The 15,075-nt window shown below is 52.6% G+C and carries 14 protein-coding genes and 1 pseudogene; 10 read left to right on the plus strand and 5 right to left on the minus strand.

What is annotated here, in order from left to right:
* Positions 1–1,045 (plus strand): annotated as a pseudogene (locus BLT01_RS06820) (reverse transcriptase domain-containing protein); the annotation flags it as partial.
* Positions 1,046–1,135: 90 nt separating this feature from the next.
* Here BLT01_RS06820 and BLT01_RS06825 read toward each other — a convergent pair.
* Positions 1,136–1,753, minus strand: a complete 618-nt coding sequence (locus BLT01_RS06825) for a DUF1054 domain-containing protein (RefSeq protein WP_092096205.1) — start codon at positions 1,751–1,753, stop codon at positions 1,136–1,138.
* Between the two features lie 171 nt (positions 1,754–1,924).
* On the opposite strand from BLT01_RS06825, the gene BLT01_RS06830 reads away from it, so the two are divergent.
* Both BLT01_RS06830 and BLT01_RS06835 read left to right on the plus strand, forming a co-directional pair.
* Complete coding sequence (locus tag BLT01_RS06830) at positions 1,925–2,128, plus strand: hypothetical protein (RefSeq protein WP_092096545.1); 204 nt, start codon at positions 1,925–1,927, stop codon at positions 2,126–2,128.
* Positions 2,129–2,248: 120 nt separating this feature from the next.
* On the plus strand, positions 2,249–3,046 hold the full coding sequence (locus BLT01_RS06835; protein WP_092096208.1) for an inositol monophosphatase family protein: 798 nt from the start codon (positions 2,249–2,251) through the stop codon (positions 3,044–3,046).
* Between the two features lie 55 nt (positions 3,047–3,101).
* Here the strand turns inward: BLT01_RS06835 and BLT01_RS06840 are convergent, their stop codons facing one another.
* Complete coding sequence (locus BLT01_RS06840; protein ID WP_092096211.1) at positions 3,102–3,287, minus strand: YlaF family protein; 186 nt, start codon at positions 3,285–3,287, stop codon at positions 3,102–3,104.
* 117 nt (positions 3,288–3,404) lie between these two features.
* Between BLT01_RS06840 and typA the strand changes: the two genes are divergently transcribed.
* The gene (gene typA, locus BLT01_RS06845) at positions 3,405–5,255 is read left to right on the plus strand and encodes a translational GTPase TypA (RefSeq protein ID WP_092096214.1); all 1,851 of its coding nucleotides are present in this window, start codon (positions 3,405–3,407) and stop codon (positions 5,253–5,255) included.
* Positions 5,256–5,279: 24 nt separating this feature from the next.
* Positions 5,280–5,615: a YlaH-like family protein gene (locus BLT01_RS06850; protein WP_245696888.1), complete on the plus strand. Its 336-nt coding sequence runs from the start codon at positions 5,280–5,282 to the stop codon at positions 5,613–5,615.
* Positions 5,616–5,752: 137 nt separating this feature from the next.
* Here BLT01_RS06850 and BLT01_RS06855 read toward each other — a convergent pair whose 3' ends face one another.
* Both BLT01_RS06855 and BLT01_RS06860 read right to left on the minus strand, forming a co-directional pair.
* On the minus strand, positions 5,753–5,956 hold the full coding sequence (locus BLT01_RS06855; RefSeq protein ID WP_092096217.1) for a YlaI family protein: 204 nt from the start codon (positions 5,954–5,956) through the stop codon (positions 5,753–5,755).
* 12 nt (positions 5,957–5,968) lie between these two features.
* Positions 5,969–6,469 carry a hypothetical protein gene (locus tag BLT01_RS06860; protein ID WP_092096220.1) on the minus strand — a complete coding sequence of 167 codons (501 nt, stop codon included), beginning with the start codon at positions 6,467–6,469 and terminating at the stop codon, positions 5,969–5,971.
* A gap of 177 nt (positions 6,470–6,646) precedes the next feature.
* Here BLT01_RS06860 and BLT01_RS06865 point away from each other — a divergent pair, with 177 nt between their 5' ends.
* The 3 genes from BLT01_RS06865 to pyc all read left to right on the plus strand — a co-directional run bounded on the left by BLT01_RS06865 (position 6,647) and on the right by pyc (position 11,617).
* A complete protein-coding gene (locus BLT01_RS06865) occupies positions 6,647–6,928 on the plus strand; it encodes a YlaN family protein (protein WP_092096223.1) in 282 nt (93 codons plus the stop codon).
* A 65-nt stretch (positions 6,929–6,993) separates the two neighbouring features.
* Entirely contained in the window at positions 6,994–8,160 is a 1,167-nt protein-coding gene (locus tag BLT01_RS06870; RefSeq protein ID WP_092096226.1) for an FtsW/RodA/SpoVE family cell cycle protein, read from the plus strand.
* A gap of 13 nt (positions 8,161–8,173) precedes the next feature.
* A complete protein-coding gene (gene pyc, locus BLT01_RS06875; RefSeq protein WP_092096229.1) occupies positions 8,174–11,617 on the plus strand; it encodes a pyruvate carboxylase in 3,444 nt (1,147 codons plus the stop codon).
* 139 nt (positions 11,618–11,756) lie between these two features.
* On the opposite strand, the gene BLT01_RS06880 is transcribed toward pyc, so the two are convergent.
* Positions 11,757–12,677 carry a COX15/CtaA family protein gene (locus BLT01_RS06880; protein WP_092096232.1) on the minus strand — a complete coding sequence of 307 codons (921 nt, stop codon included), beginning with the start codon at positions 12,675–12,677 and terminating at the stop codon, positions 11,757–11,759.
* Between the two features lie 318 nt (positions 12,678–12,995).
* Here BLT01_RS06880 and cyoE point away from each other — a divergent pair, with 318 nt between their 5' ends.
* Positions 12,996–13,910 carry a heme o synthase gene (gene cyoE / locus BLT01_RS06885; RefSeq protein ID WP_092096235.1) on the plus strand — a complete coding sequence of 305 codons (915 nt, stop codon included), beginning with the start codon at positions 12,996–12,998 and terminating at the stop codon, positions 13,908–13,910.
* Between the two features lie 94 nt (positions 13,911–14,004).
* Positions 14,005–15,072 (plus strand): cytochrome c oxidase subunit II, encoded by a 1,068-nt coding sequence (gene coxB, locus BLT01_RS06890; protein ID WP_092096238.1) that lies wholly within the window; start codon positions 14,005–14,007, stop codon positions 15,070–15,072.
* Positions 15,073–15,075: the final 3 nt, after the last annotated feature.

Consider the following 15,075-nt stretch of genomic DNA (forward strand, 5'->3'; position numbering starts at 1 on the left):
TAAGGCTATGTATGGTTGGGTGAGCTTGCCAACGTGGAGGGAAAGACTGCGCTCTTACCCGGGGAGGCCTACGGATACGCCGGGCATACCCGGTAACTTCTCAGAACACAGTTATGGGTTCCGCCAGGGCAGAAGCGCACACGACTCGGTCCGGAAAGCCCAAAACTATATCCGGGAAGGCTAGCGTTGGGTGGTGGACATCGACTCGGAGAAGTTCTTCGACCGGGTTAAACCGACTGATGTCGACTCTCGCAAAGCGCGTTCAGGATAAGCGGCTTTTAAAACTGATTAGAAGCTTTCTGAATTCAGGTGTCCTCGAGGACGGCCTTGTCAGGCCAGTCACGGAAGGAGCACCTCTAGGCGGACCCTTAAGTCCGCTCCTATCCAATATTATCCTCGATGAACTGGACAAAGAATTGGAGAAGCGAGGTCACCGCTTTGTCCGCTACGCCGATGACTGCAATATCTACGTGAAGTCCAGACGGGCAGGCGAACGAGTGATGGAATCAGTGACAAAATTCATCGAAGGGAAACTGAAACTCAAGGTGAACCGAAAGAAGTCGGCAGTAGTGGACCGGCCGTGGAAACGAAAGTTTCTCGGCTTCAGCTTCACTCCAAATCGCAACCCGAAAATAAGGATAGCCAACAAGAGTAAGGCAAGGGCGTCAGGGAGATTACCTCCCGAAAGATGCCGTATTCCTTAGAACATCGGGTGCAAAAGCTGAACAAGTTCCTGAACGGCTGGGTTAACTACTACCAACTGGCTGATACACCATCGGTGTTTAAGGATTTCGAGAGTTGGATTCGAAGAAGACTCCGCATGTGCATTTGGAAGGATTGGAAGAAGCCAAGAACCCGGATCCGAAACCTGATTCGTTTAGGCACTCCACCATGGAAGGCCTATGAATGGGGAAACACTCGGAAAGGGTATTGGCGCATTTCCATAAGCCCGATCATGCACAGAGCCCTCGGAAACTCCTTTTGGAGTTCCCGAGGGCTCGACAGTCTGATGGCACGTTATGAACTTTTGCGTCATCAATCTTGATTGAACCGCCGTATACCGAACGGTACGTACGGTGGTGTGAGAGGACGGGGTTAGTCACCCCTCCTTCTCGATTCTGTGACCGTTCCCGCCTCAACTGTAAGCCATCTTATAGAGAGGGACGAGTGTGTCGAAAGTTTCTTTGGCGAGCCGGTAAAACGCCTCTCCGTCCTCCAGCAGCGGGTCGCCGGCCGGGATATTCCGGCCGATCAGCAACTCGGCTTTCTTGACAGTGCGGAACCGTTCCAGAACATCTTCCAGACCAATTTCTGAAAGCGGTTCGGCTCCTTTTTTCATATGGTCCTGTGAAATGACATAACCATCCGGGATTGTCGCTTCCACTGCGTCGATCCTGTCCAGAAAGCGCTGGGCGATGCCGGCTTTATCGGGCAGCTCATAGATGAATGCAAGCCAGATAAACGCCCGGTCATCAAACAGCCCGACCTGAAAATGCGGATGCTTTTTATAACCGCGCTTATCACCGGCAATCGCGAGCCATGTATCTTTCGGCGGATTCACCGTGCGCCGAGCATGCTTGGCGATATGGAGATGCATTTCCTGTCCGAGGATCGCGGAGAGATCATCGGTAAGCTCTCTTCCCAGCTCACGGAATTTCGGCCGGATCCGTTCTTCGATGGCGCCCATTCGCTCGGCGAGACCTTCTATTTTAAAGGTGTCGAAGTCTTCCTGCTTGAAGCCGTTGAAGTTCAATTTATTCACATCCTTCACTTTCTTACTTGGTTGATTCCTTTTTCGCCCGCACGTTTATTGTAACAAAAAACGGGGAACAATCTTTGCAACAGGACATCTCAACAAACCGCGCGGGCCACTCCTGGAATGATGATCGAGATGACCAAAAAATCCGTGAAAGGGTGCATAAGCATGAAACAAGTCATCCACGTGATCCGGAAAGCCGAAGTTGAAAAGCAGTATATTAACATGCTCAACCTGGAACTGGACTATGAACTTGCCACTCTCTACGATGCCATGTCCCAATCCGATGCCGACCAGAAGAAGAAAAGCAAGCAGCGCCTAAAGGAGATCCACGCAGAGCTGGAGAAATATGAAGCGTTCAAGGCGAACTGACCGCGGGACGGACAGGGACCGAGGGGATCCGGAATCATTCAAGCTTCATTGGATGATGCGGATCCCCTTTAAGTTATAATAGAAGAACGGCCTGCACCGCAGGCGGGAAGGGGGAGCCTGATGGACTGGGGAGCGATTGACCGTTATGCAAAATCTTTGATCAAGGAGGCTGGGCACCGGATCAGGGTGAGCTTTGCGGGAAAAATACAAATTGATACAAAAGCTGACGCCAATGACCTCGTGACCGACATCGACCGGGAAATCGAGCAGTTCTTCATCTCGAGAATCCGCCGCGATTTTCCCGGGCACCGGATACTTGGCGAGGAAGGGTTCGGCGATGATGTCAGATCTACCGAGGGCGTGGTCTGGATTCTTGATCCGATTGACGGGACGATGAACTTTATCCACCAGAGGCGCAACTTTGCCATCTCGCTGGGGATTTTTGCCGACGGAATCGGAATGCTCGGATACATCTATGATGTGATGGCGGACGATTTTTACCACGCCTACCGTGGAGAAGGTGCTTACCGAAATGACGAGCGCCTTCCGCGCCTGGAACCGGTCGCGGTTGAAAAAGCCATCATCGGCATCAATGCCAGCTGGGTGGCGCCGAATCGCTATATTGACCATGAAGCGGTCGGCAGGCTCGTTGCGGACTGCCGGGGAACACGCTCCTATGGCTCGGCGGCGATCGAACTTGCGCATGTCGCGGCCGGGCGGCTGGATGCCTACCTTTCCATGAGGCTCGCTCCTTGGGACATCGCCGGAGGGGCTGTCATCATCAGGGAAGTGGGGGCCATCTCAACCAACCTCCGCGGCGAAGAACCGGCTATGCTTTCTAGCGACACGTTCATTGCTGCCAGGCAGGGACTGCACCCATCCATACTGGACCGATATATCCGGTTGAAACAGACATAATAAAAGCGGATCCCGCTGAGGGTTCCGCTTTTAAATCGATTCGGAGAACAGGATCTTAAAGCAGCCCTTTGTCCCTCATCGCTTTTTTCGTTTTAAAGCCCATTCCCATGATGACGAACAGCAGGACGATGCCGCCGATGATGCCGAGCACACTTTTTACGCCGACGGCAAATCCGATTGCTATCATCGAGAACAGTGCCGCGAGGGCGTATAAGACAAATACCCATTGAACATTTTTCATGAATGATTCCTCCGGAAACAGCTAATTTTGCCTCTTGGTAGTTATTAGATGACAAATGGCTTTCCTGTGATATAATAGCACAGTTATGAATCCGGCAACAGAAAAGTGAGTGAAATTATGACCAACCTACGTCAAGACCTACGCAATATCGCGATCATCGCACACGTTGACCACGGAAAAACGACACTTGTCGACCAATTGCTGAAGCAGTCCGGCATTTTCCGTTCAAATGAACACGTCGATGAGCGAGCGATGGATTCGAATGATATCGAGCGGGAGCGGGGAATCACGATTCTCGCGAAAAACACCGCTGTCCAATACCACGACATCAAAATCAATATTCTGGATACGCCCGGCCATGCCGATTTCGGGGGCGAGGTCGAGCGGATCCTGAAAATGGTCGACGGTGTACTGCTCGTCGTTGACTCTTATGAAGGCTGCATGCCACAAACCCGCTTTGTCTTGAAAAAAGCCCTTGAACAAAACCTGAAGCCGATCGTCGTCGTCAACAAAATCGACAAAGAAGCTGCCCGTCCAGAAGAAGTGGTCGATGAAGTGCTTGAATTGTTCATCGAACTGGATGCAAACGATGAACAGCTGGAATTCCCGGTCATCTATGCATCCGGCATCAACGGAACCGCCAGCCTTTCTCCTGATCCGGCAGATCAGGGAGAAAACATGCAGGTTCTGTTCGAATCGATTCTCGAGCACATTCCTGCACCTGCGGACAGCCGGGAGGACCCTCTGCAGTTCCAGGTTTCCCTTCTTGACTACAATGACTATGTCGGCCGGATCGGAATCGGCCGTGTATTCCGCGGAACGATGCATGTGGGCCAGCAAGTCGTCCTCATGAAAAATGACGGATCAATGAAGAATTTCCGGATTACCAAAATGTCCGGTTTCCTCGGCCTGAAGCGGATTGAGATTGAGGAAGCCTTTGCCGGGGACCTCGTGGCCATTTCCGGTTTTGAGGACATCGATGTCGGCGAAACGGTCTGCCCGGTCGACCATCCGGAGGCGTTGCCTGCCCTCCACGTCGACGAGCCGACGCTTCAGATGACATTCCTCGTCAACAATAGCCCGTTCGCCGGACGCGAAGGCAAGTGGGTCACTGCCCGCAAGATCGAAGAACGTCTTGAGCAGCAGCTTCAGACGGACGTGTCTTTGCGTGTCGACCCTACGGATACTCCGGACGCGTGGATTGTATCGGGGCGCGGCGAGTTGCACTTGTCGATTCTGATCGAAAATATGCGCCGTGAAGGGTACGAGCTTCAGGTTTCAAAGCCGGAAGTCATCGTCCGTGAAATTGACGGTGTTCGCTGTGAGCCGGTCGAGCGTGTCCAGATCGACACGCCGGAAGAATACACCGGTTCGGTCATCGAATCGCTCGGTGAACGAAAAGGCGAGATGCTCGACATGGTCAACAATGGTAACGGCCAGGTCCGGCTCGTCTTTAACGTGCCTGCACGCGGGCTGATCGGTTATACGACCGAGTTCATGACCATGACACACGGCTACGGGATCCTGAATCATACGTTCGACAGCTACCAGCCGATGCAGAAGGGCCGGATCGGCGGCCGCCACCAGGGCGTTCTCGTCTCGATGGATAACGGTACGGCTTCGCCATATGGTATACTTCAGGTGGAAGATCGGGGGACGATCTTTGTCGAGCCCGGCACAGAAGTGTATGCGGGCATGATCGTCGGAGAACACAGCCGGGACAATGACCTGACGGTGAATGTCACAAAAGTGAAGCACGCGACGAACGTCCGCTCCGCCACGAAAGACCAGACGACGACACTGAAAAAGCCCCGGATCATGTCGCTTGAGGAAGCGCTCGAATACCTCAGTGACGATGAATATTGTGAGGTCACGCCGAAATCCATCCGTCTCCGCAAAAAGCTCCTGGACAAAAACGAACGGGAGCGTGCAGCCAAGAAGAAAAAGCTCGCGGAGCAGGAAGCGTAACCGCATCCGAAAGGAAGATTCATTTTGAAAGAGGAGCAAGTCTGGGAAGCAATGTCGCCCATTACCCGCTATGTGTATGAATTCTCACCATCCTTCAACACGGCGGGATACGTACTGTTCTTCATCATTTTTGCCTTATCGGCTCTCGTGTATTATCTGGGCTTTGCGAGAAAATTGAAGCTATGGCAGAACTTGGTCATTTATTCGTTCCTGGTCCTGGGCTGCCTGGTGCTCACGTTTCTCGCGTTTTTCCTGCCGATTGCAGAAGGCCTGATTGTCGCGGCTCTGATCCTGATCATCTACAGGCTCCGCCGGATCAACGACAACAAACACGAACAAAAAGATTCCACGCCCGTGTGAGCGCAGAATCCCATACTGCAGACAAAGTGAGTGCCATGCTCCTTCGTCTGCAGTTTTTTTATGATTCGCATACAAAAAGCTGCAGGCAAAAGGCGTTCCCTTTGCCTGCAGCAACTCAAAGGCCGATTAGTCCCGGTTCAGAACTCTTCTTCCGATGATTCGGATGTGCGGCGGAAAACGAATTTTCCGGTAGCGAGCCTCTCCGCGGTTTTTTGCGCGATGCGGTCGTGGCACTCCGTGCACATATAGGTATGGATCGGACGGTTCCGAATTCGTTTGGCTTCAGGGGATTCGTCCGGTATTTCCCCGTCTCGGTCGCAAATTACACAGCGTACATGCATGACTCCGCCTCCTCAAACAAAAGTGATGGAGCGGATTCCCCTGATCGGGGAGTCCATATTCGAGCCGTCGGGAAGAATGAGGAATGCAGGGCCTTCCTCGCCGAGCGGCTTGCCGTCACGGCTGAATTGGAATAGGAGCCCGTATGCTTCATGGATCGGGAAGCGATGCTCGCTCCCGTCTTTGTCAGTAAAGACGACGGCTTCCGCGTCTTCATCCGCTTCCGCATTCTTAAGGAACGGTTCCAGTGCAATGCCGAATGTTCCCGTGAGCAGCTCTTGCTTCTTGAACTTCTTAGCCGGTTTCTCCAGCTCTTCCTGGGTTTTCGCACCTTCCATCAGTTCACGGGACCAGTGTTTGGACGTTGATTTGATGTAGTCGCTCATTTGGTCATCTGCCACTTTTTCTTCTGTAAAATAAGTATTCAGGTCAAGCTTCCGGTCATCGAAGATCCAAGTGGTCGGATCCAGCGAGATGCGGTACTTGCACTTTCCTTGTATCGGTATGATCAGCATGGTGTATCTCCTCCAGTTTCTCGCATATTCAGTTTACAGCAAAGCAGACTCGGGCAAAAGGGGGAACCTCTAACGGATTCGGCACGTCCTTATGAAGGGTGCTTGCAATTTCCGCTCCCAAAAGATAAACTCTAATAGATATACTGTAGCAGAAAACCTGCTGATGGGGGCGGCTTCATGGATACAAATGTTCAACCGGCGTATCATGAAAAGGCATTGGAACTTCTTCAGGCGGATGCGGAGAAAATCGCCCAGCTGATCAAAGTCCAGATGGATCATTTGACGATGCCGCAGTGCCCTCTGTATGAAGAAGTGCTCGATACACAGATGTTCGGGCTTTCCCGAGAAATCGAGTTCGCAGCAAAATTGGGCCTGATTGACCGTGAACAGGGAAGAGAGATTTTGGCTTCCCTGGAACGCGAACTGTCGATTTTGCATGATGCATATACGAAGAAATAACGCAAAAAACTCAAACTCGATTGCCGGTTTGAGTTTTTTGTTTAGAGAAAGCTTGAGGGAATGCGATGAAAGCATATCTGAAACGATTTATCCGTAATTTTGATTTTGCACTCTTTTTTGTCTACCTCGCACTCTGCCTGTTCGGGCTTGTGATGATTTACAGTGCCAGCATGGTATGGGCTGTCGAAGTGTATGGCTGGGAACCGGATACTTTCTACAAACAACAGCTCCGCAACTTATTCATCAGCTTGCCGGTGCTCTTCCTGGGCGCATTCATTCCTTATAAACACTATAAAAGAAAAGGGTTCATGGCGCTTATGCTGGCTGCCACCTTCGTTTTGCTGATAGCCGTGCATTTCATCGGCAGCGGTGAGGAAGTGGGCGTGAGAAGCTGGATTAACCTGGGACCCCTGAACATCCAACCGTCAGAGGTAGCCAAAATTGCTTTCGTCCTATATTTTTCAGGTTTTTTTGCGAAGAAGCTTGAAAGAGGAACGATCAACGATTTGAACAACTCGGTGTTTCCGCCGGTATTGCTGCTTGCATTCGCGGTCCTGCTGATCATGATGGAAACCGATATCGGTGCTACCATGATTTTGCTTGTGACAGCCGTTTCGGTAATGGCGGCGAGCGGCATGAGACCAAAGACGTTCTTTAAGTTTGCAGGACTGGCCGGTGCCGCAGTGTCTCTGTTTTTGTTGTTGGCGGTATTGACCGGCAAAGACCTTCTGACTGAAAAGCGGGCAGGCCGTCTGGCAACTTTCCTTGATCCTTTCGCCGACCCGCTCGGCTACGGCTTTCAGATTGTGAACGGCTATATCGCAATTGGAGTTGGCGGCCTGAAGGGCTTGGGCCTGGGTCAGTCCGTCCAAAAACTTGGGTATCTTCCGGAGCCGCAAACCGATTTCATCATGGCCATCATTTCAGAAGAATTGGGGATATTGGGCGTCCTGATTGTCATCGGAGGACTTGGTTTCATCGTTCTTCGTGCGATTGCGATTGCTTTGAAGGCGAAGGATCCCCAGGCCCGGATGATCGCCACCGGAATCGGGAGCCTGATCGGCTTCCAGGCGTTCGTCAATCTCGGCGGGATGACCGGGCTCATGCCGCTCACCGGGGTCGCGCTTCCGTTTATCAGCTATGGCGGAACGTCCTTAATCCTGTTATCATTTTGTTTAGGGATGCTGCTCAATGTATCCATGTTCGTCAAGAACGAATCCAAACAAGAATGAAGGAGATGGGGAAATGGGGAAAATCCAGAAGATCCTGGTGGCGAACCGGGGAGAGATTGCAATCCGGATTTTCCGGGCGTGCACTGAACTGAAAATCCGCACAGTCGGGATTTATTCGGCTGAGGACAGCGGATCGTTCCACCGCTACAAGGCGGATGAAGCATACCTGGTCGGCAAGGGGAAAAAGCCGATTGATGCCTATCTTGATATTGAGGGGATCATCGCCATCGCGAAAGATTCCGGCGCGGACGCCATCCATCCGGGATACGGCTTCCTGTCTGAGAACGTGGAATTCGCAAGGCGTTGCGAAGAAGAAGGCATCATCTTCATTGGGCCCCGCTCAACTCACCTGGATATGTTCGGCGACAAAGTCAAGGCACGCGAACAGGCGGTCAAGGCTGATCTGCCGGTAATACCGGGAAGCGGCGGCCCTGTTTCTTCGCTTGAAGAAGTCCAAACATTCGGCGAACAAAATGGCTATCCGATCATCATCAAAGCGGCACTCGGAGGCGGAGGACGCGGAATGAGGGTTGTCCGTTCGGCAGATGAGACCGCGGAGTCATACGAGCGGGCGAAATCAGAAGCAAAGGCCGCTTTCGGGTCAGCCGAGGTTTACGTGGAGAAGTTCCTTGATAAGCCAAAGCATATTGAAGTCCAGATTCTGGCTGATACATATGGCAATGTCGTTCATCTGTACGAGCGTGATTGCTCAGTCCAGCGCCGCCACCAAAAAGTGGTGGAGATTGCTCCGTCAATTACGATTTCTGAAGATCTTCGGACGGAAATTTGCGAAGCGGCAGTCCGTCTTATGAAAAATGCGGGCTATGTCAACGCCGGGACCGTTGAATTTTTGGTCGATGGGGAGAAGAACTTTTACTTTATCGAAGTCAACCCGAGGATCCAGGTGGAGCATACGATCACGGAGATGGTGACCGGAATCGATATTGTCCATTCCCAAATTTACATTGCAGAAGGCAGGAGCCTTTCCGATCAGGAGACGGGCATTCCGGAACAGAAGGACATTCCGCTATTCGGTTATGCGATTCAGTCCAGGGTGACGACGGAGGATCCGCTAAACAATTTCATGCCGGATACCGGCAAACTGATGGTCTATCGGTCCGGCGGCGGATTCGGCGTTCGTCTGGACGCGGGGAATGGCTTCCAGGGAGCGGTCATCACACCTCACTACGATTCGTTGCTGGTGAAAGTATCCACCTGGGGGATGACATTCAAGGAAGCGGCGGCGAAGATGGAGCGGAATCTTCAGGAATTCCGGATCCGCGGCATCAAAACGAATATTCCGTTTCTTGAAAACGTCGTTAAACACCCGGACTTCCTCAGCGGAAAGTACAACACTTCATTTATCGATGAGACGCCGGACCTGTTTATCTTCCCTGCAAGGAAAGACCGCGGGACAAAGCTCCTCACCTATATCGGAAATGTCACGGTCAACGGATTCCCCGGAATCGGTAAAGAGCAGAAGCCGGTGTTCCACCCGGCCCGCAAACCATCTGTCGATTTGTCGGACCCGCCCAAGCCGGGAACCAAGCAGATCCTAGACGAGCGGGGGGCCGACGGGCTTGCCCGGTGGATTTTGGAGCAGGATGATGTGCTGCTGACCGACACCACGTTCCGTGACGCCCACCAATCCTTGCTGGCCACCCGGGTCCGGACGCATGACCTGCTTGAAGTTGCTGATGAAACCGCGCGCCTGATGCAGGATGCGTTCTCGCTTGAGATGTGGGGCGGGGCGACCTTCGACGTCAGTTACAGATTCTTGGGCGAAAGCCCATGGGACAGGCTGATCAAACTACGTGAGAAGATCCCCAATGTCCTGTTCCAGATGCTGTTCCGCGGTTCCAACGCAGTCGGCTACAAAAACTACCCAGATAATGTGATCCGCGAGTTTGTCAGGAAATCCGCGGAAGCAGGGATCGATGTATTCCGCATCTTCGACAGTCTGAACTGGATCAAACAGATGGAAGTCGCCATTGATGAGACCCGGCTGTCCGGTAAAGTTGCCGAAGCGGCCATCTGCTACGCCGGTGACATCTTGGATGACAACCGTGCGAAATATACGGTTTCCTATTACAAGGAGATGGCGAAGGCATTGGAAGACGCGGGTGCGCATATTCTCGCCATCAAAGATATGGCGGGACTGCTGAAGCCTGAAGCGGCTTACCGTCTCGTCTCCGAACTGAAGGACACCGTATCCCTTCCGATCCATCTGCATACGCACGACACGAGCGGCAACGGAATCCTGATGTACAGCCGTGCAATCGATGCCGGAGTCGACATTGTCGACACGGCACTCGGCTCGATGGCCGGCCTGACTTCCCAGCCGAGCGCTTCCTCGCTTGCTTATGCGCTTTCCGGGAGGGAGCGTAATGTGCGTACAGATATCGGGTCGATCGAGGAGCTGTCCCATTACTGGGAAGACGTGCGGAAAATGTATGGCAGATTCGAGAGCGGCATGAAGAGCCCGCACTCGGAAATCTATGTCCATGAGATGCCGGGCGGCCAGTACAGCAACCTGCAGCAGCAGGCGAAAGGCGTGGGCCTCGGGGAGCGCTGGGAAGAAGTGAAGGAAATGTACGGCCGTGTCAACATGCTGTTCGGCGACGTGGTCAAAGTCACACCTTCATCGAAAGTGGTCGGCGACATGGCCCTCTTCATGGTCCAGAACAACCTTGACGAAAAGTCCGTAATCGAACGGGGCCGGTCCATTGACTTCCCTGATTCGGTGATTGAATTTTTCCGCGGTGAGATCGGCCAGCCGTACGGAGGTTTCCCTGAGGAACTTCAGAAAGTCATCCTGAAGGGGAGGGAGCCGCTTACCGTGCGTCCGGGCGAACTGCTCGAGCCGTATGACTTCAAGGCAACCCGGGATCAGTTGTTCGAAAAGCTGAACCGTCCGGTTTCTTCCCACGACATCTTGGCATATGCGCTTTATCCGAAAGTGTTCGATGATTTTACCGCACAGGCGGAAAAGTTCGGGGACGTTTCTGTACTCGACACGCCGACTTTCTTCTACGGCCTGAAACTTGGAGAAGAAGTGGAAGTGGAGATCGAGAAAGGAAAGACACTCATCATCAAACTTGTCTCGATCGGAGAAGTTCAGCCGGACGGCACACGCAACCTTTACTTTGAGCTCAATGGCCAGCCGCGTGAAGTCTGCATTGACGATGCGTCTGCAGAAACGGATCATATCCAGCGGAAAAAGGCGGAGAAGGGCAACAGCAAGCATATCGGTGCGACCATGCCGGGTACGGTTCTGAAAGTCGCCATTGACCGCGGCAGCCGGGTCAAGCGCGGGGAACACCTTCTCATCACCGAAGCGATGAAGATGGAAACGACTGTCCAGGCACCATTTGACGGAACGGTCAAGGAGATCCATGTTTCGGCAGGAGATTCCATATCGACAGGTGATCTGCTCATTGAGATGGAGGAAGATTAATCAAACAAAAAAACTGCAGCAACCGCCGGCTAGGCAGTTGCTGCAGTTTTTTTTACGGTTAGTGAATGCAGCGTGGGTTCGGGTGAAAACATGTACATGCCGCAGACAATGACCCTGTCTGCGGCATAAGGGGCGGATCTTATCCTTTTCTCACGGAATGCCGGCTTCTCGAGACAAGAAGAACCATGTAACAGAGAAGGCCGAACAGGAGCGAGATGATCAGCGAGTGGACCAGCGCAGCAGCCAGATGGGCCCGGGTGAAAACCACGAGCATACCGGTCGATGCCTGCGCAAGAACAAGGATGAGGGCGATCAGCCATCCTCTGCTGACAGCTTTTTGATGCTTGTAATGTTTCCACGCATGGATAAAGATGTAGGCAATCCAGATTACGATAAGCAGCGCGGCAAATCGGTGGCTCATCTGGATCCACTCATGCATGTTTGTGGGGAGGCCGATGTCGTCATTCCGGCAAAACGGCCAGTCGCGGCAGACCAGTCCGGAATCCGTATGCCGGACAAGCGCCCCCGTATAAACGACAAGATACGAATAGAGTGTAACGCCGATCGTATGCCACTTCAGCTTATTGCTGATTTTCACGTTCTCTGCATCGAATTTCCGGTCAACCTCGAAAATAAGGAGGGTCAGCAGGAAGACAGCAGTGAAGGAAATCAGGGAAATGCCGAAGTGAAGGGCAAGGATAAAGTCACCCTGGCCCCATAGCACTTGGGCTGCGCCGATCAGTGCCTGGAGAACCAGGAAGAAAATGGCCATAAATGACAGGAACTTGGTTTCCCGTATATGTCCGAGCGCTCGCCATGCCCAAACTGACAGAAGGACAATCAGGATTCCGACCACACCGGTAACAAGACGGTGGGAGAATTCAATCAGCACTTCCGCATTGATCTCAGTCGGGATCAGTTCACCGTTGCAGCCGGGCCAATGCCGTCCGCAACCCATCCCGCTTTCCGTTTTTGTGACGAGCGCCCCGCCAAGAAGAATGGCGAGCATACCGATCGTCGAAGCAACGGCGAGCCATTTCAGTGTTCGATTGTGCTGCATGGATGACACCTCTTTAAGAGTACTAAACCGTTTGGTGACGGTGTCGCTTAATTGATGATAGCGGAAACGGAGGGCAAAAACAACGGCGACACCCGGACGGAACACCCGGCCGCACTCCATTTCACAATTTGTTCATAAAAAAGGTGTAAAGGCTTCACAAATGAATTTACCAAATGCATTACTATAGAGATGCTGTGCTCTATTATACGGACGGTCCGCTATCATTCGACAATTTTACCTTATGTATAGAATTCAACCCGAAATTCAGCTATAGTAAAGGGTAGCGGAGCTTGCCGGCAGTTCGAAAGGAGGGGTTTCATGACAAACAGTCGCACCGCACATGCAGCAGCGGCGGAAGCTGAATCCGCTTCTTTTATGAAGGACTTTTTGGCACTCATCAAGATCGGCATCGTAAACTCCAATGTCATTACGGCGTTTACCGGTTTCTTCCTTGCCATCCAGTTCGGCGGCCGGCATTTTCTGGACGAATTGGACTCGCTGTTTTATGTCATCATCGGCTCTGCACTCATCGTCGCAGGTGCCGCAGCGATGAACAACCTGATAGACAGGGACATCGACCCGATCATGTCACGGACAAAATCCCGTCCGACGGTTACGGGACGCTTCAAGGTAACGCCAGTGCTTGCCATGTCCGTCGGCTTCATGCTGGTCGGTGAGATTCTCCTGTTCTCCGCCAGCACGACGGCAGGACTATTGGGAATCGCAGGGATCTTCAGCTATGTCGTTCTCTACTCGATGTGGTCCAAGCGGAAGCATGCCAGCAACACGATTGTGGGCAGTATCTCCGGGGCCATGCCTCCACTGATCGGTTGGGCGGCAGTCGAGCCTTCGCTCGGTCCCGGAGCATGGGCGCTCTTCCTGATCATGTTTGCCTGGCAGCCGCCACACTTCTATGCCATTGCCATGAGAAGGACGGAAGAATACCGGGCGGCGGGCATCCCGATGCTGCCGGTCGTCAAAGGATTTGCCCGGACGAAAAAGTCGATGCTCGCCTGGGTGCTGGTCCTCTTCCCGCTCCCATTCCTGCTTCCGCAGCTTGGCTGGGCGTTCATGATCCTTGCAACGGCACTAAACGCAGGATGGCTCTTTATCGCCCTGAAAGGCTTCAGGGCCAAGGACGACATCAAATGGGCGACAAGCATGTTCGTGTATTCACTGAACTACATGACGATCCTATTCGTCGCGATGATCATCTTCGCGGTCATCATCTGATTGCGGAATTCTTTCTTTGATAAGAATTCATTATAAATTGGGCACTCCGTCCTCATATTTGAAAACATCTATGAAAGAGAGGTTTGGTTAATCGATGATGAAAGGTCTCAAGAAATGGCGCCTTGTAACGCTTTTGGCAGCCCTCACCATCATCCTGTCGGGTTGCGGCGAAGAATACCTCTCGACGCTTCTTCCGGCAGGGGAAGTCGGACAGGATCAATTCTTCCTGCTGATTTTGACGACCAGCATCATGATCCTTGTCATGGCTGTTGTCTTCACCATCTACTTCATAGCGCTGGCTAAATTCCGCCGCTCGAAGCTTGGTGACAATCACATTCCGAAGCAAGTCGAAGGCAGCCACAAGCTGGAATTCATCTGGACGGCGATCCCGATTCTTCTCGTCATCATCATGGCGGTGCCTACTGTCTACTACACCTACAAATTGGGTGATGTGGCGGCGATGGAAGCCACTGACGAAGAAGGCAATCCTGAAAACCTCGTCGTCAACGTGACGGCGAAGCTGTACTGGTGGGAGTTCGAATATCCGGAGCACGGAATCGTCACTTCCCAGGAACTTGTCGTTCCGACCGGCGAAAAAGTGTACTTCAACCTGATTTCTTCAGACGTTAAGCACTCCTTCTGGATTCCGGCTGTCGGCGGTAAGCTTGATACCAACGTCGAAAACGTCAACAAGTTCTATCTGACGTTCGACAAAGAGTCCAAAGGCCTCGAAGACGGCGTCTTCTACGGTAAGTGTGCGGAACTTTGCGGCCCTTCCCACGCGCTCATGGACTTCAAGGTGAAATCCATGAACCGTGAAGATTTCGACAACTGGGTGGCGGCCATGAAGGAAACGGAAGGCGCAACAGCAAGCGCTGACTCCGCTGACGCTGGCGAAGCGGCATTTGCAAATAGCTGTCTTTATTGCCATGCAGTTTCCGCAGTAGGAACAAGCGGCGCTTCGGCTCCGAACCTTGCCACTTTCGGCGACCGCAACCGTGTCGCAGGCTTCCTCGAGCACGACAAGCAAAACACGATCGACTGGATCAAGGATCCGCAGAAGTACAAGCCGGGCAACCTGATGCCTGCTTTCGACAGTCTGTCGGATGAAGACTTGGATGCAATTGCAGATTATCTGCTTGAACTGAAAGTAGAAGAATAAGGT

The sequence above is a fragment of the Bhargavaea beijingensis genome (assembly GCF_900101985.1).
Classification (GTDB): Bacteria; Bacillota; Bacilli; order Bacillales_A; family Planococcaceae; genus Bhargavaea; species Bhargavaea beijingensis.

Coding starts and splice junctions, on each gene's coding strand:
- BLT01_RS06830 (WP_092096545.1), top strand. CDS start 1,925: ATGAAACAAGTCATCCACGTGATCCGGAAAGCCGAAGTTGAAAAGCAG.
- BLT01_RS06835 (WP_092096208.1), top strand. CDS start 2,249: ATGGACTGGGGAGCGATTGACCGTTATGCAAAATCTTTGATCAAGGAG.
- BLT01_RS06840 (WP_092096211.1), bottom strand. CDS start 3,287: ATGAAAAATGTTCAATGGGTATTTGTCTTATACGCCCTCGCGGCACTG.
- typA (WP_092096214.1), top strand. CDS start 3,405: ATGACCAACCTACGTCAAGACCTACGCAATATCGCGATCATCGCACAC.
- BLT01_RS06855 (WP_092096217.1), bottom strand. CDS start 5,956: ATGCATGTACGCTGTGTAATTTGCGACCGAGACGGGGAAATACCGGAC.
- BLT01_RS06860 (WP_092096220.1), bottom strand. CDS start 6,469: ATGCTGATCATACCGATACAAGGAAAGTGCAAGTACCGCATCTCGCTG.
- BLT01_RS06865 (WP_092096223.1), top strand. CDS start 6,647: ATGGATACAAATGTTCAACCGGCGTATCATGAAAAGGCATTGGAACTT.
- BLT01_RS06870 (WP_092096226.1), top strand. CDS start 6,994: ATGAAAGCATATCTGAAACGATTTATCCGTAATTTTGATTTTGCACTC.
- pyc (WP_092096229.1), top strand. CDS start 8,174: ATGGGGAAAATCCAGAAGATCCTGGTGGCGAACCGGGGAGAGATTGCA.
- BLT01_RS06880 (WP_092096232.1), bottom strand. CDS start 12,677: ATGCAGCACAATCGAACACTGAAATGGCTCGCCGTTGCTTCGACGATC.
- cyoE (WP_092096235.1), top strand. CDS start 12,996: ATGACAAACAGTCGCACCGCACATGCAGCAGCGGCGGAAGCTGAATCC.
- coxB (WP_092096238.1), top strand. CDS start 14,005: ATGATGAAAGGTCTCAAGAAATGGCGCCTTGTAACGCTTTTGGCAGCC.